The 20857-nt window shown below is 74.4% G+C and carries 15 protein-coding genes and 1 tRNA gene; 5 read left to right on the top strand and 11 right to left on the bottom strand.

Annotation, left to right across the window (positions count from 1 at the left end; translation table 11 throughout):
- Positions 1-162: 162 nt before the first annotated feature.
- On the bottom strand, positions 163-1998 hold the full coding sequence (locus tag ACZ38L_RS17265) for a DEAD/DEAH box helicase (RefSeq protein WP_465694019.1): 1836 nt from the start codon (positions 1996-1998) through the stop codon (positions 163-165).
- Positions 1999-2272: 274 nt separating this feature from the next.
- Between ACZ38L_RS17265 and ACZ38L_RS17260 the strand changes: the two genes are divergently transcribed.
- Positions 2273-2713, top strand: coding sequence for an SsgA family sporulation/cell division regulator (locus ACZ38L_RS17260; RefSeq protein ID WP_465693986.1), 441 nt, complete (start codon positions 2273-2275; stop codon positions 2711-2713).
- A gap of 41 nt (positions 2714-2754) precedes the next feature.
- Here the strand turns inward: ACZ38L_RS17260 and ACZ38L_RS17255 are convergent, their stop codons facing one another.
- Positions 2755-3399: a class F sortase gene (locus tag ACZ38L_RS17255; RefSeq protein ID WP_465693985.1), complete on the bottom strand. Its 645-nt coding sequence runs from the start codon at positions 3397-3399 to the stop codon at positions 2755-2757.
- Positions 3400-3418: 19 nt separating this feature from the next.
- Positions 3419-6034 (bottom strand): phosphatidylglycerol lysyltransferase domain-containing protein, encoded by a 2616-nt coding sequence (locus tag ACZ38L_RS17250; protein ID WP_465693984.1) that lies wholly within the window; start codon positions 6032-6034, stop codon positions 3419-3421.
- 228 nt (positions 6035-6262) lie between these two features.
- On the opposite strand from ACZ38L_RS17250, the gene ACZ38L_RS17245 reads away from it, so the two are divergent.
- Complete coding sequence (locus tag ACZ38L_RS17245) at positions 6263-7528, top strand: polysaccharide deacetylase family protein (protein WP_465693983.1); 1266 nt, start codon at positions 6263-6265, stop codon at positions 7526-7528.
- Positions 7529-7739: 211 nt separating this feature from the next.
- Positions 7740-8477 carry a hypothetical protein gene (locus ACZ38L_RS17240; protein WP_465693982.1) on the top strand — a complete coding sequence of 246 codons (738 nt, stop codon included), beginning with the start codon at positions 7740-7742 and terminating at the stop codon, positions 8475-8477.
- Positions 8478-8496: 19 nt separating this feature from the next.
- Here the strand turns inward: ACZ38L_RS17240 and ACZ38L_RS17235 are convergent, their stop codons facing one another.
- Together ACZ38L_RS17235 and ACZ38L_RS17230 are read right to left on the bottom strand one after the other, a co-directional pair.
- Entirely contained in the window at positions 8497-9678 is a 1182-nt protein-coding gene (locus ACZ38L_RS17235) for a hypothetical protein (protein WP_465693981.1), read from the bottom strand.
- 127 nt (positions 9679-9805) lie between these two features.
- Positions 9806-11251: an MFS transporter gene (locus ACZ38L_RS17230; protein WP_465693980.1), complete on the bottom strand. Its 1446-nt coding sequence runs from the start codon at positions 11249-11251 to the stop codon at positions 9806-9808.
- A 293-nt stretch (positions 11252-11544) separates the two neighbouring features.
- Between ACZ38L_RS17230 and ACZ38L_RS17225 the strand changes: the two genes are divergently transcribed.
- Positions 11545-11616, top strand: a tRNA-Cys gene (locus ACZ38L_RS17225).
- 151 nt (positions 11617-11767) lie between these two features.
- On the opposite strand, the gene ACZ38L_RS17220 is transcribed toward ACZ38L_RS17225, so the two are convergent.
- The 6 genes from ACZ38L_RS17220 to ACZ38L_RS17195 form a co-directional block, all read right to left on the bottom strand.
- Positions 11768-14083, bottom strand: a complete 2316-nt coding sequence (locus tag ACZ38L_RS17220) for a xanthine dehydrogenase family protein molybdopterin-binding subunit (protein ID WP_465693979.1) — start codon at positions 14081-14083, stop codon at positions 11768-11770.
- Positions 14080-15360 carry a (2Fe-2S)-binding protein gene (locus ACZ38L_RS17215; RefSeq protein ID WP_465693978.1) on the bottom strand — a complete coding sequence of 427 codons (1281 nt, stop codon included), beginning with the start codon at positions 15358-15360 and terminating at the stop codon, positions 14080-14082. The genes ACZ38L_RS17220 and ACZ38L_RS17215 overlap by 4 nt, the downstream gene beginning before the upstream one ends.
- Entirely contained in the window at positions 15357-16238 is an 882-nt protein-coding gene (locus ACZ38L_RS17210; protein WP_396564035.1) for an FAD binding domain-containing protein, read from the bottom strand. Before ACZ38L_RS17210 ends, ACZ38L_RS17215 begins: the two co-directional genes overlap by 4 nt.
- A gap of 324 nt (positions 16239-16562) precedes the next feature.
- On the bottom strand, positions 16563-18197 hold the full coding sequence (locus tag ACZ38L_RS17205; RefSeq protein ID WP_465693977.1) for a beta-N-acetylhexosaminidase: 1635 nt from the start codon (positions 18195-18197) through the stop codon (positions 16563-16565).
- Between the two features lie 63 nt (positions 18198-18260).
- Positions 18261-18536, bottom strand: a complete 276-nt coding sequence (locus tag ACZ38L_RS17200; protein ID WP_396563816.1) for a DUF3039 domain-containing protein — start codon at positions 18534-18536, stop codon at positions 18261-18263.
- A 41-nt stretch (positions 18537-18577) separates the two neighbouring features.
- The gene (locus ACZ38L_RS17195) at positions 18578-19147 is read right to left on the bottom strand and encodes a YqgE/AlgH family protein (protein WP_396563814.1); all 570 of its coding nucleotides are present in this window, start codon (positions 19145-19147) and stop codon (positions 18578-18580) included.
- Positions 19148-19437: 290 nt separating this feature from the next.
- Between ACZ38L_RS17195 and murA the strand changes: the two genes are divergently transcribed.
- A complete protein-coding gene (murA, locus tag ACZ38L_RS17190) occupies positions 19438-20778 on the top strand; it encodes a UDP-N-acetylglucosamine 1-carboxyvinyltransferase (RefSeq protein WP_396563812.1) in 1341 nt (446 codons plus the stop codon).
- Positions 20779-20857: the final 79 nt, after the last annotated feature.

Genomic DNA, 20857 nt, shown 5'->3' with positions numbered 1-20857 from the left:
TAACTGATTCGCCCGGGCGGAAGTGGTTGTCCAAAATTCGGTCATGATCGGTATCTCCGATTCGGACGAATTCCGGCAATAGCCACTATTCCCACGGCGGCCGGACGGCCGCGGCGGCGGCGGCCGTCCGGAGTTCGGACAACCGCCGCCGGGCGCCACGGCTCAACGGGCGGCCCACTCCTTGACCCGGGCGATCCGGGCCTTCAACTGGTTGGCGGTGGCCTGCGCGGTCAGCGGGCCGCCACACTCCCGGCGCAGCTCGTTGTGGATGGTCCCGTGCGGCTGGTTGGTGCGGTGGTGCCAGGCCGCGACCAGCGTGTTCAGCTCCTTGCGCAGCTCGCGCAGCTCCTGGTGGGTCACCACCGGGCGCTGGTCGGCGGGGAGTTCGAGCAGGTCGGCCTCCTCGGCCGGCCTGGTCTTGGAGCGCTGGATCTGCCGGTGCTGGCGCTTCTGCAGCAGCATGTGCACCTGGTCCGGCTCCAGCAGGCCCGGGATGCCGAGGTAGTCCTCCTCCTCCTCGCTGCCCGGGTGCGCCTGCATGCCGAATTCCATGGCGTTGTAGAGCACCCGGTCGAAGACCGCGTCCGAGCCCAGCGCCTCGTAGCTGAACTCCTCGCCGCCGGCGCCGTCCGGGCCGTCGTTGGCCTGCTCGGCCTCGGCGAGCAGCCGGTCCTCCTCGTCGAAGAGGCCCTCCTCGCCCTCCTTCTTCGGGCGGTCCAGCACGTGGTCGCGCTGCAGCTCCATCTCGTTGGCGAAGCCGAGCAGCATCGGCACCGAGGGCAGGAAGACCGACGCCGTCTCACCGCGCTTGCGGGCCCGCACGAAGCGGCCGACCGCCTGCGCGAAGAAGAGCGGGGTGGAGATCGAGGTGGCGTAGACGCCGACGGCCAGGCGCGGGACGTCGACGCCCTCGGACACCATCCGGACCGCGACCATCCAGCGGTCGTCACCGGCCGAGAAGTCGGAGATCCGCTGGGACGCCTCGGTCTCGTCGGAGAGCACCAGGGTCGCCTTGTGCCCGGTGATCTCGCGGATCTGCTTGGCGTAGGCCCGGGCGGCGGTCTGGTCGCTGGCGATCACCAGGCCGCCGGCGTCCGGGATCGCCTTGCGGACCTCGGTGAGCCGCTTGTCGGCGGCGCGCAGCACGTTCGGGATCCACTCGCCCTGCGGGGCCAGCGCGGTGCGCCAGGCCTGGGCGATCAGGTCCTTGGTCATCGGCTCGCCGAGCCGTGCCTCCAGCTCGTCGCCGGACTTGGTGCGCCAGCGCATGTTGCCGCTGTAGGAGAGGAAGATCACCGGGCGGACGACGTGGTCGGCGAGCGCGTGGCCGTAGCCGTAGGTGTAGTCGGCGACCGACTTCCGCAGCCCGTCGGTGTCCTCGGCGTACTGGACGAACGGGATCGGGTTGGTGTCCGAGCGGAACGGCGTCCCGGTCAGCGCGAGCCGCCGGGTGGCCGGCTCGAACGCCTCGAAGCAGGCCTCGCCCCAGGACTTCGAGTCACCGGCGTGGTGGATCTCGTCCATGATCACCAGGGTCTTGCGGGCCTCGGTGCGGTTGCGGTGCAGCATCGGGTTGACCCCGACGCCCGCGTAGGTCACCACGATGCCGTGGTAGTCCCGGGACAGCGGACCCGACGAGTAGGCCGGGTCCAGCCGGATGCCTATCCGGGCCGCGGCCTCGGCCCACTGCTTCTTCAGGTGCTCGGTCGGCGCGACCACGGTGACCTGCTGCACCAGGTGGTTGTGCAGCAGGTACGAGGCCAGGGTGAGGGCGAAGGTGGTCTTCCCGGCGCCGGGGGTCGCGACGGCCAGGAAGTCCCGCGGCTGCTTCTCGATGTACTTGTCCAGCGCCCCCTGCTGCCAGGCCCGCAGCTTGCCCGCGGTTCCCCACGGGGCACGGCCGGGGAAGGCCGGGGAGAGGTGGTGGGAGCCGGCCGGGCCGGCGGTGGCGCGCACCGGCGCCTGCGGCTCGGCGGCATCCGAGAAGAGCGGCGACATGGCGGAAGAGGCGGCAGTACTCACGGTCTCCCAGAGGGATCGTCGCAGGTCAGGGCCGTAACATCGACCCACCCGGCAGGCGGACGGCGGTCGGACAACCCGCCTAGCCTACCGGGCCGCCCTCTCCCCCGAGGCCCGACACGGGCCGCCCGGCCGCTTCGGGACGACGTGACCGGGATCACTCCCGCGCCACGCGCGACCGGCGTAAGAGTCCGCCCCCCGCGCGCTCTCCTCCCCCGAAAGCCCCACCGCCGTTCCCAGCCGAGGAGGCCCCGTGCCCAGCGCCGTCGTCGAGCAGGTCGTGCCCGCCAGTCTGATCCTCTCCACCCGCGCCTCGGCCGAGCTGCGGGTGACGCTGCGCTACCGGGCGGCGGATCCGCTGGCGGTCCGGCTGCTCTTCCCCGCCGAGTACTCGCTGGACGAGCCGACCGGACCGGTCGGGGCGGACGGGCCGGAAGGCGTCGAGTGGGTCTTCGCCCGGCAGCTGCTGGCGGCCGGGCTGGAGCTGCCGTCCGGGCTCGGCGACGTACGGCTCCGGCCCTCGCACGGGCGGCACGTCCTGATCGAGTTGCACGCCCCCGAGGGGGTGGCGCTGCTCCGGTTCGGCGCGCTGGAACTGCGGCGCTTCCTGTGGCGCAGCCACCTGGCCGTCCCCGAGGGCCGGGAGCACCAGCACCTCGACCCCGACCGCGCCCTCGCGGAACTGCTGCGCTGAGGACTCCTCGGGCCGGGGGGGCGAGCGCGGATGCGCTCCCGCTACGACCGTCGGCTGCCGGTCAGGTGGGCGTAGACCACCACGTTGCCCCGGTAGCCCTCGCCCTCGGTGTAGCCGCCGCCGCAGGTGATCAGGCGCAGCTCGGGGTCGCGGGCCTGCCCGAAGACCTGCCGGTCGGGGAAGGCGGTCTTGGGGTACACCTCGATGGCGTCGGCGAGGAAGTACGCGGTGCTGCCGTCCCGCCGGGCCACGTCGATCCGGTCGCCGCGGTGCAGGGCGCCCAACCCGTAGAAGACGGCCGGTCCGCTCGCGATGTCCACGTGCCCGACCAGCAGCGCGGTACCGGTCTGCCCGGGTGTCACGCCGTCCCGGTACCAGCCGGCCAGGTTGCGCTGGTCGTCCGGCGGGGTGGCCAGGTGCCCCCCGGTGTCCAGACCGACGCCGGTCACCGGGGCGTCCACGTCGAGTGCCGGGATCCGGATCCGGGTCGGGGCGGAGGCCTTCATCGGGATGCCGGTCAGCGCGTGCCGGGACGGCCCGGCACCCAGGGCCTCGGCGACGGACGGGGTGGGCGGCAGGCCGCCCGTGCTGCCGTCGTGCACCAGCCAGGCGCCCAGCACCAGCGCCGCGGCCAGCGCCGGTGTGCCCAGCCGGCGACCGCTCTGTCCGCTCACGCGCACTCCCATCGGTTCGGCCCGACCCCCATCAGCCCCGCTGACCAGCCAAACCCTCCCCCGCGCCGGCCGCACCGGCTGCGCCGCCGGACGGGTGAGGCCGCGTACCGGGCAGCCGCGGCCTGGTCAGGAACCCCTCCGCGAGCCCGTTGGCGACCGCGACGCTCAGCAGCTCGGACGACTTGTCGTAGAGCAGGAACCGCGGCTGCCACTCCGGCTGGTACTTGGCGTTGGCCCGGTACAGCGACTCCAGCTGCCACCACCGGGAGAGGAACCGCAGCACGGTCCGTGACAGCCGCAGCACCGGCCCGGCCCCCAGCTTGGCGCCGGCCTCGAAGACGTACCGGAACATCGCGAAGTTGAGCGAGATCCGGGTCACCTGGATCCTCCCGGCAGCCGCCGCCAGCAGCAGCTCGGTGATCATGAACTCGACGAGCCCGTTGTCCGACTCGCGGTCCCGCCGCATCAGGTCGAGCGAGAGGCCGTGCGCGCCCCACGGGACGAAGCTGAGCAGCGCGCAGGTGCGCTCGTGCTCGTCACGGCACTCGACCAGCAGGCAGTCGCCGTCCGCCGGGTCGCCGAGCCGGCCCAGCGCCATGCTGAAGCCGCGCTCGGTCCGCCCGTGCCGCCAGGCGTCGGCGAGGTGGCGCAGCCGGGCCAGCTCCTCCGCCGGCACGTCCCGGTGCCGGCGGATCAGGACGTGGTAGCCGGCCCGGCCGACCCGTCCACGGGTCTGCCGCAGGGTCCGCATGCTGCGGCCGTGCAGGCTGAACCCCTCGGTCTCCACGACGGCCTCGTCGCCGAACTCCAGCGCCTTCAGCCCGGTGCGCTGGTACGCGGTGCCGGCCTGCTCGCCGGCGCCGGTGACGGCCGGGATCCAGGCGTTGGCCCGCGCGGTGGCCCGCCAGGCCTCGATCGCCTGCGGCCAGGCCTCCGGGTCGCCGATCGGGTCGCCGGAGGCGAGCGCGACACCGTTGACCACCCGGTAGAGCACCGCCGCCTTGCCGGAGGGCGACCAGCAGACCGACTTGTCGCGGCGCAGCGCGAAGTAGCCGAGCGAGTCGCGCCCGCCGTGCCGTTCCAGCAGCGCCCGCAGCCGCTGCTCGTCCGCCGGCCCGAGGTGCACCCGGCCGCGCGGCGAGCGGAAGAAGACCCGCAGCACGAGCAGGAAGAGCGCCGCCCCCAGCACGTTGATGCTCAGGTCGGCCCAGCGGTCCACGGTGACCTGCGGCACCTCCTCGCCGAAGCCGGAGACGGTGAACAGCCGCAGCAGCGCGTACCGGAAGCACTCGCCCCAACCGACCTGCGGCGCGGTGGCGGTGACGTGGATCAGCAGCGCGCCGATCGAGGCGACCAGGGCCCCGCCGAGCAGCAGCACGGCGATCCCCAGCAGGATGTTGCCGCGCTCACCGCGGGCGTGGAAGGCCGGGCGGCTCGCCAGCAGGAAGGCCAGCACCAGCGCGGTGAGGACGGCGGAGACCCAGTTGAACGGGTGCCGCCGGTCCGCCGGCAGGGTGGCCAGGGCGAGCAGGAAGAGCGCCGCGTAGGCCGCGACCACCAGGGTGGCCACGATCCAGGCCGCCCGCTTGCGCCGGCGCAGCATCACCGCCAGCAGCGCGGCGAAGAGCGCCGCGGTGAACCCGGCGGTGACCAGCACCGGGGTGAAGAACTGCCCGCTGTTGATCTGGTCCACCCGCTGCCGGAACGGCGCGACCAGCCCGGCAACCAGGTTGACCAGCGCGGCGATCCGCAGGTACCACTCGGCCGCGGTCGCACAGCGCAGCCGCCAGCCCGGCAGCGAACGGGCGCGCTCCCGCACCTCGGCCGGCGCCGCGACAGGCTCCGGGGCCCGCTCCTCGACCCGCGCCCCGGCCGGCACCGCCACCGGCCCGGTCTCCGCCGGCACGACCACGTCCGGCGCCCCGGCCAGCAGGTTGTAGGCGGCGGCCTTGGCCACCATCAGCCGCTGGTGCACCCGGGCCTCCCGCCGTTCGGCCCGGGCCAGCCGCTTGGGACGGCTGCGGTAGCGCCAGCGCGCCCACGGGCTCTGCGGCCGGGCCAGCCGGATCGCCCCGACCACCGCAAGCGGCGCCACCATCACGCCGAGCAGGCCGGTCCACAGCTTGCCCTTGAGCAGACTGATCGTCACCAGGATCAGCAGCAGTGCCGCGCCGACCAGCTGACCGGCCGATGGCCGTCCGGTCAGCCCGCCCAGCGGCGGCGCCCCGACCAGCAGCAGTCCGATCATCGCCACCGCGAGGATCACCGCGTCCACCGACTTGCGGCCCTGCTCACTCCAGTAGACGTCCTCCAGGTGCAGCACCAGCGCGAACTCGTCCAGCACCAGGCCGCAGCCGACCCCGAAGGCGACCGCCAGCACGTCGCGCGGCACCCCGGCCTCGCTGCGCACGGTGAACGCGCCGACGCCGGCGACCAGCATCAGCGCCTGCCCGAAGACGACGTGGTGGATGTGCAGGCCGCCGGGCGTCACGTTGCCCGGCCACCACGGGGTCCCGCGCCGGATCATCCGCACGCTGAACCGGATGAAGAGGAAGGACGCGATCAGGCCGAGCAGCAGGAGGAGGAGCGGTTCCCGCCCCGAGGCCACGATCCGGTCCTGGAAGCTGACCCGCAGCGACTCCGCCATCGGTCCCGTCCCCTCCCGCCACGGCCCCGGGCCACGGCCATCGCTCCATCTGACGCCTGCTCACCAGGGTGCGCGACCCGACGCGCGAGCAGCCTGCGCCGGACGGTTGATCCGGCCGATCCCTCCCCCTCACTTGTTGGCTCTCGTGCCATGCTGTGGGACAAATCAGTCATAACGGATAATCAGCAGACAATCGGTCAACAGGAATATCAGGAAGGTCGAGGGATCATGGATGCTCTCTCCCGCCGGACTCTGCTGGCGGCCGGTGCCGCCGGCGCCGCCACGGTCGCCACCGGGTGCGCGCGCCCCGGCACCCCCGCCAGGTCCGACGCCATCGACCCGGCCTCGGTTCCGCACCACGGCCACGGCGGCGCCTCGGGCGCGCCACCCGGCGCCGTCCCCGTCAAGCCCGAGACCACCCTGATCGGCGACGGCTCGACCTCCGACACCGGCCCGCAACCCAACCAACCGGTCCCCGAGCCACTCGAACCGGGCCAACAGCCGCCCCAGTTCGTCGTCTTCTCCTGGGACGGCGCGGGCGAGCTGGACAACAGGCTGTTCTCCCGGTTCCGCAAGCTCGCCAAGGACCACAACGCCGGGATGACCTTCTTCCTCAGCGGGCTCTACGTGCTGCCCGAGTCGAAGAAGGACCTCTACCACCCGCCGCAGCACCCGGTCGGCGCCTCCGAGATCGGCTACCTGAGCGACCAGCACATCCTGGACACCCTCACCCAGGTCCGCGCCGCCTGGCTGGACGGCCACGAGATCGGCACCCACTTCAACGGCCACTTCTGCGGCCCCACCGGGGTCGGCCAGTGGTCGCCCGAGGAGTGGGACAGCGAGATCGAACAGGCCATCAGCTTCGTCACGCACTGGAAGAGCAACGGCGGCTTCACCGACCAGCCCGCACTGCCGTTCGACTACGCCAAGGAGCTGATCGGCGGCCGCACCCCGTGCCTGGAGGGCCAGCGCAACCTGCTGCCCACCGCGGTGGCGCGCGGCTGGAAGTACGACGCCAGCGGCTCGGGCGGGGTCCAGGTCTGGCCGCAGAAGATCCAGGGCGGCGCCCTCTGGGACTTCCCGCTGCAGTCCATCCCGTTCCCCGGGCACACCTTCCAGGTGCTCTCGATGGACTACAACATCATGTTCAACCAGTCCGGCGAGAACACCAAGGCCGATCCCGCCAAGTACGCGGCCTTCCAGCTCCAGGCCCGGGATTCCTACCTGGCCGGCTTCGAGCGCGCCTACCGGAGCAACCGGGCGCCGATGTACATCGGCAACCACTTCGAGGAGTGGAACGGCGGGATCTACATGAACGCCGTGGAGGAGGTGCTCAAGACCATCGCCGGCAAGCCGGACGTCCGCCTGGTCTCGTTCCGCCAGCTGATCGCCTGGCTGGAGGCGCAGGACCCGGCGGTGCTGCGCAAGCTGCAGAGCCTGGGCCCCGGCGAGGCCCCGGCGGTCGGCTGGTCGAAGTTCCTCGCCGGCCACTAGGGCCTGGACTCCCCGCGCCCGCGCACACCGGGCGATTAACCCGATCGGCGTCACTCCGAGCGGCAGGCCATCACCCCAGGTGGACCAGGGTTTCCCGGCCCGTCCGGCGCCCGCTCGGCATGCGGCCCGGCCGCCCACCGCGTACCCCTGGAGCAGCAGGACGCGGTTCGTCCACGGGGATACCCCGTGACCGGGTCCCGGGAGGACCAGCATGCGCGCTCGTCACTTCGTCGCCGGGGGCATCCTCACCGTGGCCGCAGCCCTCGGTGCGGCCGGCCCCGCAACGGCGGCCGGCCTGGTCGTCGTCCAACCCGACTCGCTCGCCCCGGGCGGCCGGATCTCGCTCCTCGACGGCGGCAAGGGCCAGGCCGCCGGCGCCTTGACGGTCCGCGACAGCGGCAACGGCGACGGCAAGAACCCCAACGGCGTTGGCAACGGCAACGACGACGGCAAGGGCTACACCGGCGGCGGCGTCAACGGCGGCGGCGTCAACGGCAACGGCGTCAACGGCAACGGCGTCAACGGCAACGGCGTCGCCGGCGGCGGCGTCAACGGCGGCGGCGCCGGCGGCGGCGTCAACGGCGGCGGCGCCGGCGGCGGCGTCAACGGCAACGGCAACGGCGGCGGCGTCAACGGCAACGGCAACGGCGGCGGCGTCAACGGCAACGGCAACGGCGGCGGCGTCAACGGCAACGGCAACGGCAACGGCAACGGCAAGGGTTACACCGGCAGCGGCGAGTACTCCAAAGGCGGCGGCAACAGCAACGGCAAGGGCTACACCGGCAGCGGCGAGTACTCCAAAGGCGGCGGCCCGAGCGGCGCGAGCCACGCCGGGGTCGGCGGCAGCACCGGCCCCGACGTCCGGGAGACCGTCGCCGGCGCCTCCCTGATGATCACCGCCGCCGCAGCCACCGCCCTGCGGCTGCGCCGCCGCCGCGCCGACTCCTGACCCGCCGCCCGGGCACCCTTCAGGTCCCGGCCCGGTCGCACACCACCTCCGCGCTATGCGGGATCGCGCCACTGCGGTCGTACGGATCGGCCACCGGCCGCTTCGACGCCGCGGTCGGCGCCGCGGTCGGCGCCGGGTCGGAGGGGAAGGCCGGCCGCAGCAGGCCGGCCTCTGCATCGCAGGCGGAGTTGGCGATGGTGAAGTCCCAGGCGGCGACGTCCAGACCGGCCGAGCCGGCCGGATCCCCGCCGTCCGCCGGGAACGCCACGGTGATCACCCGCCGCACCACGGTCCGCGCCACCTCGGCCGGTGGTGCGTCCGAGGCCGTGGCCGCCGGCCGGCTGAGGGCGTACGCGAAGGTGTAGTCGGCGGTCACCAGCAGGCCGCCCAGTTGGTCGTCGGTCACCTCCATCCGCCCGCTGACCCGCACCCCGTCCGGTACCGGCGCGGCCACCGCCGGGTCGAAGCGGGTGAACACCTCGTCCCCGCCGCCGTCGGCGTGGTCCGCCAGGTGCCGGGTCAGCTGCTGGTACAGCGGCGAGTCCGGCCGCAGCATGCCGAGCGCGACGGTCGGCGGACCGCCCGCCAGGGTGGCCGGGTCCAGGTTCGCGGCGGCCAGGAAGTCGCGCACCCGCGCGGTCGCCGCCCCGACCTGCTCGGCGGTCAGTCTCCCCACCGCCCTGGCGGGCGGTGGCGTCAGGCCCGCCCGTCCCTCCGGCCAGCTCTCGGCCGGCGAGCCGGCGAACGGACTGGCGCGGGTGGCGGTCACCGGCGCGGCGGTCACCGCCGGTCCCGTGGACACGCCCGGCGAGGCCGGCGGCACGGCCGAGGCCGGGTGGCCGGCGGCCGCGCTCCGGCTGCCCCTGCCGTCCGGCGCCCCGCCGAGCGGAGCGCCGGTGGCCAGCGCCCCCAGTACCAGGGTGGCGGTGGCGGTGGCCACCAGCAGGTCACGGACCCGGGCCAGCCGCCCGGACGCGGGGCGCGGACCCGGCGTCGCCACCGTCCGGCCCGCGGGCCCCGGGCCGCGGTGGTCCCGGGCCGCCAGCGTCCGGGCCCGGGCGGAGGGCTCCACCAGCGGGGCGGTCCGCACCGACTCGGCGGTGAAGGCCGCCCGGAAGCGCTCCCACTCGGCGTCACCGGCGGGCGGCCGGACGGGCCGCGGCTCGTCCGGGCCGCCGGGCGGTGAGGTTGGTATGGACATCGGCCCTCCTCCGCCGACTCGACAGAACCGCCCTTCCGGCCAGGACCGGAGGGCAGGCGCCAGATGTACCGCCGGACGGGCGATCTGTCCATCAGTCGCGCGTCGCATTTCCGCGCGAACACCGTGGTCAGCCGGTGACCCGCGGCCGGACCCGGCCCGCCAGCACCGCCCCCAGCAGCGCGACGCAGGCCATCACGCCGAAGATCACCGCGAACGCGCCCCGTGCCCCGGCCCCCGCGCCGCCGGTCGCCACAGCGGGGACCGCGCCGCCGCCCAACGCCGAGAACAGCACCCCGGCCAGCCCGACCAGCAGCACGTTGCCGAGCGCGTCGGACATCTGCAACGAGGCCGAGTTGACGCCGGCCGCCTCGGGCGGCGAGAGCTTCATCATCAGCACGCTGATGCTGGCGATGGACAGGCCCATGCCCATCCCGCCGACCGCCCAGGCCGCCGCGGCGGTCCAGGTCGGCGCCGCCGGGAGCAGCACCAGCGCCGCGCCCGCGATGGCCGCCGCGGTGCAGCCGAAGCCGAGCCGGATCAGCGCCTCGCGACGCCGCTCGGCCGCCGGCCGGCCCTGCAACCAGGAGCCCAGGGCCCAGGAGAGGCCGCCGCTGGTGAGGGTGAGGCCGGCCAGGGTCGGCGAGAGGTGCCGCTGCACCACCATCATCAGCGGGATGAACGCCTCGGTGGCGAAGAACGCCCCGGCCGCCACCCCGCGCAGCAGGATCAGCGTGGGCAGCCCGCGCGCCGCGCGCAGCGTGCCGGCGGGGAGCAGTCGCCGTACGGCGGGGAAGAGCAGCCCGGCCCCGGCCAGCGCGGGCAGCAGCCCGAGCAGGTCCAGCCTCTGACCGGCGTACTGCAACAGCCCGGCCCCCAGCGCGGCCATCGCGGCCAGCCCGATCCGCCGCCCGTCCAGCGCGCCGCCGGGGCTGGCCGGCTGGGCCCGCTCGGCCCGGCGCAACGCCGGGCCCATCACCGCCAGCGGGAGCACGATCAGCATCGGCACGGAGAGGAAGACCCAACGCCAGCCGAGGTGCTGGGTCACCGCGCCGGAGAGCACCGGGCCGACGATCGACGGCAGCACCCAGGCCGCCGAGAAGGCCGCGAAGACGGACGGCCGCAGCCGCTCCGGGAACGCCCGGCCGACCACCACGTACAGCGCGACGATCACCAGCCCGCCGCCCAGCCCCTGCACCGCCCGGCCCGCGACGAAGATCCACATCCCGGCGGCGGTACCGGCCACCACCAGCCCGGCGCCGAACACCCCGATCCCCGCGAGGAGCGGCAGCAGCGGCCCGCGCCGGTCGCACCACTCGCCGGAGAGCACCATCGCGAACAGCGTGCTGGTGAAGTAGCCGGAGAAGGCGAAGGCGTACAGGCCCAGACCGTGCAGCTGACGGGCCGCCACCGGCATCGCGGTGTTCACCGCGGTGGCCTCGAAGGCGAGCAACAGGACCACCGAGACGATCCCCAGGGTCAGCGCCCGGTAGGGCGCGCTGAGCACCCCTCCCCCGTCCTCGGCGGCTATCAGCGGGTCGGCAGGGTCGGCCGAGGTGGCGGGGGCTGTGGTCATGACTGCCATGGTAAGTGCCGTCGGTCGGGTTCACTCCTGACCGAAAGCCTCGGAGCGCTCCGCCCTTGGCCGTAGGACCCCCCACCGGATTTCATCCGCCCGTCACAATTCACTGTTGACGGCGACCTGGCCGGACCGGCACCATGAATTCCGTGAACGCGGCCGAAAGGGCCGCCGAATTCCGCAGCAGAGAGGAGCGCCCGGCCGTGATCCGCAAGCCCGCCGCCACCTCCTGTTGTCCCGCCCGTCCCGCTCACCGCGCCAACTGACCGAGGGCCCGCCGCCCTCCGCCCGGCCGTGTGCCCGAGTGGTTCAGGGGACCGCCTGCAAAGCGGTTTACACGGGTTCGATTCCCGTCATGGCCTCCGCACGACGTACCCGGCACGACCGGTCGGCGAGAAATCCGCCGGCCGGCGTTCCGGCATTTCCGGAATCATTCTCGACGGCGTTCCCGGAAAGCGGCGCTCCCGGAAAAGGGCCCGCCGAGAATATCGGCGGGCCCTTTTCCGGTGACCGTCAGGCGATCGCCGCGTCCTCCGGGGGGATCGGGAGGCGGCCGACCGGGAGGCCGGTGGCGGCGCGGACGGCGGCGGCGACCGCGGCCGGGGCGACCACGGCCGGGACCGCGCTGACCGCCTTCGCGCCGAAGCTGGCGACCACGTCGCGCTCCTCCAGCAGCGCGGCGATCCGCACCTCGGGGGTGTCCAACGCGGTGGGCAGCCGGTAGCCGGTGAGCGAGGGGTTGGCCGGCCGGCCGCCCACCATCCGCAGGTCCTCCAGCAGCGCCAGGCCGACGCCCTGCGCCACCCCCGCCTCGATCCGGTCCTCGATCTGGCCCGGGTTCAGCGCCCGGCCGACGTCCTGCGCGACCGTCACGTCGACCACCCGCACCGCGCCCAGCTCGATGTCCACGTCCACCACCGCGCGCATCGCGCAGAAGGCGATCGAGACGAAGGCGTCACCCTGGCCCGCCTCGTCCAGCGGCTCGGTCGGGTGCGGGCGGCACTGCGCGGTGGCCCACAGCTCCTTGCCCTCCAGCGCCTCGGTCACCGGCATGCCGAGCACCCCGTCGTAGGAGGTGATCTTCCCGTCGGCGATCGACAGCAGCTCGACGGACATCCCGAAGTCGGCCGCGATCGGCTGCAGCAACTGGTGGCGGACCATCAGCGCGGCCCGCTCGACCGCGCCGCCGGAGACCCAGGTGTGCCGGCCGCGGGCGGCCGGACCGGCGATCGACTGGTCACTGTCCACCGGCGCGACGTAGACCTCGGTCACTCCGAGCACCGACTGGACGATCTGCCGGGCCAGCGTGGCGAAGCCCTGCCCGGCGTCGACGGCCGCGCAGATCACCGTGGCGTGGTCGCCACTCACCCGGACGGTCGCGGTGGAGACCTCGTCCGCGCCCTCCGCGCCGAGCATGTGCACCATGCCGACCGCGTACCCGATGCCGCGTCGCACCGCCGCCGGTTCGCCGGCCCCGCCCGGCCCGCCGGGCAGCAGCCACTCGGCGTCCGGCTCGTCCACCGGCAGCGCGGGCAGCGGCTCGGCGGCCACCGCGTCGAGCAGCGCGGCCACCGGCGCCGGGCAGGTGACGGCCTGCCCGGTGGGCATCGGGTCGCCGGTCGCCATCACGTTGCGGCGGCGGATCTCCAGCGGGTCCAGGCCGAGCCGGGCGGCCAGCTGGTCGAGCTGCGACTCGTGCGCGAAGCAGGACTGCAGCGCGCCCTCGCCACGCATCCGGCCGGCCGGCGGGTTGTTGGTGCGCACCGCCCAGGCGTCCACGAAGACGTTCGGGCAGACGTACGGGCCGACCGAGAACGCGGTGGCGGCGGCCAGCGCCTGGGCCGAGACGTCCGCGTAGGCGCCGCCGTCCAGCAGGATCTGCGCCTCCACCTTGACCAGCTTGCCCTGGGCGTCCGCGTGGTGGCGGTACCTCAGCAGCGCCGGGTGCCGGCTGGTGTGCGCCTGGAAGGACTCCTCACGGGTGAGCGTCATCTTCACCGGACGGCCGGTGCGCAGCGCCAGCAGCGCCAGCGTGACCTGGAACGAGAGGTCCTCGCGGTCCGTGGTCGCGCCGGGCACGCCGGTCACCACCAGCCGCACCCGGTCCGGCTCCAGGCCCAGGCAGGCGGCGGTGCGGTCGCGGTCGCCGTGCGGGTCGGTCGAGGAGAGGTGCAGCTCGACGCCGCCGTCCGGGCGCGGCACGGCCAGCCCGGCCTCGGCGCCGATCGGGGCCGGGTCCTGCCGGCCGACCTGGTAGAGGCCCTCGACGACCACCTCGCCGACCGCCTCCGGGTCGCCGGTGCGCAGCGGGAGGTGGCGGAAGAGGTTGCCGTCCGGGTGCAGCGGCGGCGCGGTGAAGGCCTGCTCGGGGTCGGTGAGCGCGTCCAGCACCTCGTACTCGACGACGATCGAGGCGGCGGCCAGCCGGGCGGTGTCCGGGTGGTCGGCGGCCACCGCGGCCACCGGCTCGCCGTGGTGGCGCACCACGTCGGCGGCCAGCACCGGCCGGTCGCCGGCGGGCGGGCCGCCCGGGACGCCGTCCCGGCCGGGCGGCAGGTCGGCGGCGGTGACCACGGCGTGCACGCCGGGGAGGGCCAGCGCGGCCGAGGTGTCGATGCCGACGATCCGGGCGTGCGGGTGCGGGGAGCGCAGCACCGCGCCCCAGAGCAGGCCCTCGGCCCACAGGTCGGCCGCGTACGGGTAGATGCCGAGTGCCTTGGGCAGCGCGTCGGTGCGCAGCGGCGAGCCGCCGAGGCCGAAGGTCTGCGGCTCGGGCGCGTCCGGGTCGGCGGGGGCCGGGGCGAGGGCGCTGTCCGTGGGGGAGGTCATGCGTGGTCGTCCTCGGGAAGCGGGGCGCCTCCGGCCGACGGCTGGGGGAGGAGGCCGGGGGCGAGGCTGGGGTCGAGCGGCACGGTGGGCGACCCGGTCTCGTAGACGGTCCCGTCGTAGGGGGCGGCCGGGATCCCGTGCGCGGGCGTGCCGTCGTAGAGCGGGCCGGGGTAACTCGGCGCGGGGTAGCCCTGGGCGGGGTACGGGTCGCCCTGGTAGACCGTGCCGTTGACCGCCGACGGGTCGAACGGTGTCCCGTGCGCGGGGGTCTGCTGCTGGTACACCGTGCCGTGCGCGGCGGCCGGGTCGTACGGCGTGCCGTGCGGCGGCGTCGGCTCGTAGAGCGCGTCGTGCGCCGGGGTCTCGTACGACCCGCCGGGCGCGGTGTTGTGGTGCGCCGGGGCGGGCTCGTAGCTCGTGCCCGCGTCGTACACCGTGCCCGGGCCGTAGGCGGTCGGGTCGTAGCCCGGGTGGCCCTGCACCGGGATCGCCCCGACGCCGGTGCCGGCCGCGGTCGGCTGCGGCGCGTACTCGGCCGCCGGCTCGGGGGTCTCCGCGCTGATCCAGCCGCTCTCGTCGCCGAAGACCGGCTGCGCGGCGGTCGCGCCGGCCGGCGGCCAGTCCTCCCGGTAGACGGGCAGGTCGGCCGGCTCGGCCGCGGGCTCCGCCTGCTCGGTGGGCTCGTCGACCGCCTCCGCGGCGTCCTCCGTCGTCTCCTCGGCCTCCAGCAGCGCCGCACCACGCGCCTGAGCCACCGTCTGGACGGCCGTCAGCGCACTGCGGTACCCGGTGCAGCGGCAGAGGTTGCCGCACAGCGCCTGCCGGGCCTCCACCTCGCTCGGCCGGTGGTTGCGCTGCAGCAGGTCGTGCACCGCCATCGCCATCCCGGGCGTGCAGTACCCGCACTGCACGGCGCCCGAGTCGGCCAGCGCCTGCTGCACGTCGCTCGCCGCGCCGCCCGCCGACAGCCCCTCGACCGTGCTGATCTCGCTGTCCGCCGCCAGCGCGGCCGGGACCAGGCAACCGGCCACCAGCTGCCCGTCCACCTGCACCGAGCAGGCGCCGCACTCGCCCTGCTCGCACCCGTTCTTGGCGCCGGCCAGCCCGAGCCGCTCGCGCAGCACGTAGAGCAGGCTCTCGCCGATCCACGCGTCGGTGACCGACCGTTCGAAGCCGTTGACGCGCAGCGTGTACGAGGCGCACGGGCGCCCCTCGCCGGGCAGCGGTGGGGGGTTCAGCGGGTCGGACGCGATCCCGGGCGTCAGGTCAGCCGTCACTTCAAAGCCCTTCCCAGTGCCCGACGGGCCAGCACCGACACGGTACGCCGCAGCCGCACCGCGGCCGCGGTCGGCCCCTCGATCAGCAGTCCCGACGAGGGGTCGGCGCCGTAGCCGTCGGGGACGCAGGCGGTGGCCACGTACTCGCCGAAGGCCGCCGCCGCGGCCGGGTCGACCACCGGCACGCCCTCCTCGCCGCGGGCCGACCAGTCGATGCAGCCGGCCACCCAGGCCTCGGCCTCCAGCGGCCGCAGCGGCACCGGCGCGACGGCACCGACCGCGCAGCGCACCGCGCGCCGGGCCGGGTCGAGCACCAGCGCGACCGAGGCGGTCGCCCGGGCCGGGCCGCTGCGCCCGGTCGCCTTGAGGAAGACCTGCGGGGCGTGCAGCAGCGGCACCCGGACCCAGGTGAGCAGTTCGCCGGGGCGCATCGGGTCGTGGCCGGTGAGCAGGTGGCTGACCGGCACCTCGCGGCTGCCGCCCGGGCGGGCCAGGGTGACCGAGGCCTCCAGCGCGGCCAGCACCGGCAGGGTGTCGCCGGTCGGCGCGGCGGTGGCGATGTTGCCGCCGAGGGTGCCGACGTTGCGGGTCTGCGGCGGTCCGGCGGTGCGCGCGGCGTCAGCGAGGGCGGGGATCAGCGCGGCGAAGTCGGGCCGGTCCATCCGGGCCAGCGTGAGGCCGGCACCGAGCACCGCGGTGCCGCCGTCCTCGTAGCGCCAGCCGCGCAGTTCGGTGATCCGGCCGAGGCCGATCAGCGCGGCCGGGCGCAGCCGGCCGGCGTTGACGGCTTCCATCAGGTCGGTACCGCCGGCCACCGGTACCGCGGTGGGACTGGTGCCGAGTGCCTCGACGGCCTCGTCGAGGGAGGTCGGCAGCATGATCGTGCGGTTCACCAGGATCCCACCGTGCTCCACTCGCTCGGGCTGCGCTCGATCAGCCGTCCAGTACGGCCGCCGCGAGGGCCGGCCGGTTCGTCCCGCACCGCGCTCTGCGGTACCGCCCGTAGAGTACGGGGCCGCGCTGCCGAACTGAAGCAGCCCACCGGGTCGGGCAACTCTGGCACATCGCAGGCGATGATCACCCCCGGGGTGGCGGACCATCTGGCCCCATACCGGGCAAATCAGGCACGAATGGGATCAGATGTTCATCTGTTAGTGACGCCGGACGGGGCGGAAAAGGTTCCCAGACGATCCGTCACCCGGTCAGCCGGCCGGCGGCGCACCCTCGATCGGGCGACCGGCCACCCCCGGCCGACGCTGCCACGGGTGCGGCCCGCCGGGCGGACGGTACGCCACCCCGAGCGCGTCCAACCGGGCGTAGTGGGCGCGCATCCGGCACTCGAAGCCCGGCCAGTCGCGGGCGGCGGGATCGCTCGGCAGCCGTGACCAGGCCACCTCGGCGAAGGCCGCGAGCCGCGGGAAGGCCCGGTAGTCGAGGTCCCGGGCATCGGTGGCGAACTCGCTCCACAGGTTGGCCTGAGTACCGATCACCCGACGGGCGGCGGCCGTCGACTCCGGCGGGCGCCCCAGCTCCGGCGGGACCGGCTCGAACCGGTAGACGTCCTCCAGGTTCCGCACGTACCCGACCGGAACGGGTTCGTCCGGGCCGTCCGCCTGCCGGTGGTCGAGGTAGACGTGCTGCTCCGGGCACATCACCACGTCGTGCCCGGCCCGCGCGGCGGCCACCCCACCGGCGTACCCCCGCCAGGACGAGACCGCCGCGCCCGGGGCGAGCCCGCCCTGCAGGATCTCGTCCCAGTCGATCAGCCGGCGGCCGCGGTCGGCCAGCCAGCGGTCGAAGTGCCGGAGGAACCAGGACTGCAGGCCGTCCTCGTCCGCCAGCCCGAGCTCCGCGATCCGGGCCCGCGCCGCCGGACTGGCCCGCCACTGGCCCTTCGGGCACTCGTCGCCGCCGAGGTGCACGAACTCGGACGGGAAGACCTCCAGCAGCTCCTCCAGCACGCCCTCGTAGAAGGCCAGCGTGGCATCCGAGGCGTTCAGCACGTTGGGGCTGACGCCCCAGTCGGTCCACACCCCGAGCGCCGCGGCGTCCACCACGTCGGTGTTGCCCAGCTCCGGGTAGGCCGCGATGGCCGCCTGGGCATGGCCCGGCAGGTCGATCTCGGGGACCACGGTGATGCCCAGGCCGGCCGCGTACCCGACGACCTCGCACAGGTCGTCCTGGGTGTAGTAGCCGCCGTGCGGCCGGTCGTCGCGCCGCCCGCCGGAACGGAAGCCGACCATCGAGCGCTCCCGCCAGCCGCCCACCCCGGTGAGCCGCGGGTAGCGCCGGACCTCGAAGCGCCAGCCCTGGTCGTCGGTCAGGTGCAGGTGCAGCACGTTGAGCTTGTGCGCGGCCAGCAGGTCCAGGTAGCGCAGCAGGCCGTCCTTGGGCAGGAAGTGCCGGGCGACGTCCAGCAGCACCCCGCGCCAGCCGAACCGCGGGGCGTCCGCGATCTCGCAGGCGGGCAGCGTCCAGCCGCCGGCCCGGCGCAGCGGGGCCCGCCGGAACGCCTCCGGCCCGAGCAGCTGACGGACGGTCTGGGCGGCCCAGAGCGCGCCGGCCACTCCCCCGGCGGTGAGCAGGGCCCGCCCGGCGCCGACCGTGATCCGGTACTCCTCGGCGGCGAGGGCGGCGTCCAGCCGCAGCGCCAGGTCGGCCCGCCCGGGCGCGGCGGCGGGGGCCAGCGGCAGCCCGGTCGCGGCGCCCAGCGTCGAGCGCAGCCAGCGTTCGGCGTCCCCGGTGCCCGGGCCGCCGGCGAGCGTGGTCGCCGGACCCAGCCGCAGGCCCGCCTCAGCCGGGAACCGGACGTCCGCCGGGGCGGGGATGAGGTCCATGCGGCCCGTCCTGCCCCGCGGACCACCGATTGGTACAGACCACTGTCAGCACCAAAACCGCGGTTACTTCTTGTCGCCGCCGCCGTCGGCCGGCTCGATGCCCTCGAAGATCTCCTTGCACATCGGGCAGACCGGGTACTTCTTCGGGTCGCGCCCGGGCACCCAGACCTTGCCGCAGAGCGCGACCACCGGGGAGCCGGAGAGCGCGCTCTCCATGATCTTGTCCTTCTGGACGTAGTGCGCGAAGCGCTCGTGGTCACCGTCCCCGTGGGAGACCTGGGGGACGGGCTCGACCAGCGTGCCGGTGCCGAGTCCGCGCTCGGGCTCAAGAGTGCTCATGGGGGTCAAGTCTATGGGGGCGCGGAGCGGAACGTGGTGTCTCAGTTGAGCAGCGGGTCCTCGGGGTAGGTCGCGAGCATCGCCAGCGGCCCGCGCTGGCGGCGCAGCACCGAGCGCCACAGCCGCTCGGGATCGGGGCAGGAGATGTCCCCCGGCTCGACGTCCACCAGGTACCAGGCGCCCTCGGCGATCTCCGCCTCCAGCTGGCCCGGGGTCCAGCCGGAGTACCCGGCGAAGACCCGCAGCGCGCCCAGCTCGCCGGCCAGCACCTGCGGCGGCGCCTCCAGGTCGACCAGCCCGATCGCCCCGTGCACCCGGCGCCAGCCCAGCGGGTCGGCCGGCCCCGGCTCCCCCGGCACCACGGCCACCGCCAGCGCGGAGTCCAGCCCGACCGGACCGCCCTGGAAGACCACCGGCGGGGCACCCGCCAGGTCCGCCCAGCCGTCCAGCACGTCCGAGACCTCGACCGGGGTCGGTCGGTTCAGCACGACGCCCAGTGCGCCCTGGACGTCGTGGTCCAGCAGCAGCACCACCGACCGGGCGAAGTTCGGGTCGGTGAGCACGGGGGTCGCCACGAGCAGGCGGCCGGTGTGTGAGGAGGCCGCGGTCATGTCTCACATGATCCCGCAGCCGCGTGCCGGGCGGGAAGCCCAACACGAAAGCCGCCCGGCCCGGGCAGCAAACCTCCTCCCCGCGGCCGCTCACCCGTTCGGCGCACAGCGGGCCGAGCTTCCACCCGGAGAGAGCATGATCACCATGTGATCGCACGGGAACCGCCGAACCGCCCACTACCATCTATCCGAAGTGGCGCCCGTGCGGCCCGCGCCACAGTCGTCACGGCTGCCCCAACGAACCGTGCTGCCTGCCTCTCCCGGCTGCGAACCCCTGGATTGCGAGAACGATGACCGACGACGTCCTGCTGGTCCACGGCGGAAACCCGCTGGAAGGCGAGATCCGCGTCCGCGGTGCCAAGAACCTGGTACCCAAGGCGATGGTGGCCGCCCTGCTCGGCCAGGGCCCCAGCAGACTGCGCAACGTCCCGGACATCCGTGACGTCAAGGTGGTGCGCGGCCTGCTCCAGCTGCACGGGGTGACCGTGCGCAGCGGCGAGGAGGAGGGCGAGCTGATCCTCGACCCCTCGCACGTGGAGAGCGCCAACGTCGCCGACATCGACGCGCACGCCGGCTCCTCGCGGATCCCGATCCTGTTCTGCGGCCCGCTGCTGCACCGGCTCGGCCACGCCTTCATCCCGGGCCTGGGCGGCTGCGACATCGGCGGCCGGCCGGTCGACTTCCACTTCGAGGTGCTGCGCCAGTTCGGCGCCACCATCGAGAAGCACCCGCAGGGCACCTACCTGGTCGCCCCGCAGCGGCTGCGCGGCACCAAGATCGAGCTGCCCTACCCCTCGGTCGGCGCGACCGAGCAGGTGCTGCTCACCGCCGTGCTCGCCGAGGGCGTCACCGAGCTGCGCAACGCCGCCATCGAGCCGGAGATCGTCGACCTGATCTGCGTGCTGCAGAAGATGGGCGCGATCATCTCGATGGGCACCGACCGGACCATCCTGATCACCGGCGTGGACGAGCTGGGCGGCTACACCCACCGCGCGCTGCCGGACCGACTGGAGGCCGCCTCCTGGGCCTGCGCCGCGCTGGCCACCAAGGGCGACATCTACGTCCGCGGCGCCCGCCAGCTGGAGATGATGACCTTCCTCAACACCTTCCGGAAGGTCGGTGGCGCCTTCGCGGTGGACGACGAGGGCATCCGGTTCTGGCACCCGGGCGGCGAGCTGAGCGCCATCGCGCTGGAGACCGACGTGCACCCCGGCTTCCAGACCGACTGGCAGCAGCCGCTGGTGGTCGCGCTGACCCAGGCCACCGGCCTGTCCATCGTGCACGAGACGGTCTACGAGTCGCGGCTCGGCTTCACTTCCGCGCTCAACCAGATGGGTGCGCACATCCAGCTGTACCGCGAGTGCCTGGGTGCCACCCCGTGCCGCTTCGGCCGGCGCAACTTCCTGCACTCCGCGGTCGTCTCCGGCCCGTCCAAGCTGCTCGGCGGCGAGCTGGTCATCCCCGACCTGCGCGGCGGCTTCTCCTACCTGATCGCGGCGCTGGCCGCCGAGGGCACCTCCACCGTGCACGGCATCTCGCTGATCGAGCGCGGCTACGAGAACTTCATGAGCAAGCTGCGCGAGCTCGGCGCGCACGTCGAGCTGCCCTCCGAGGAGCTCGCCGAGCTCTGAGGCCCGCGACACGCGAAACGGCGCCCACACCGGTCCTGGATCGGTGTGGGCGCCGTTCTTCGTCGGCCGGTCAGCTGAC

This window comes from Kitasatospora sp. NPDC024654, assembly GCF_055559155.1.
Note: the sequence above shows the minus strand (reverse complement) of the source record. Positions and strands in the feature narration are given on the sequence as shown.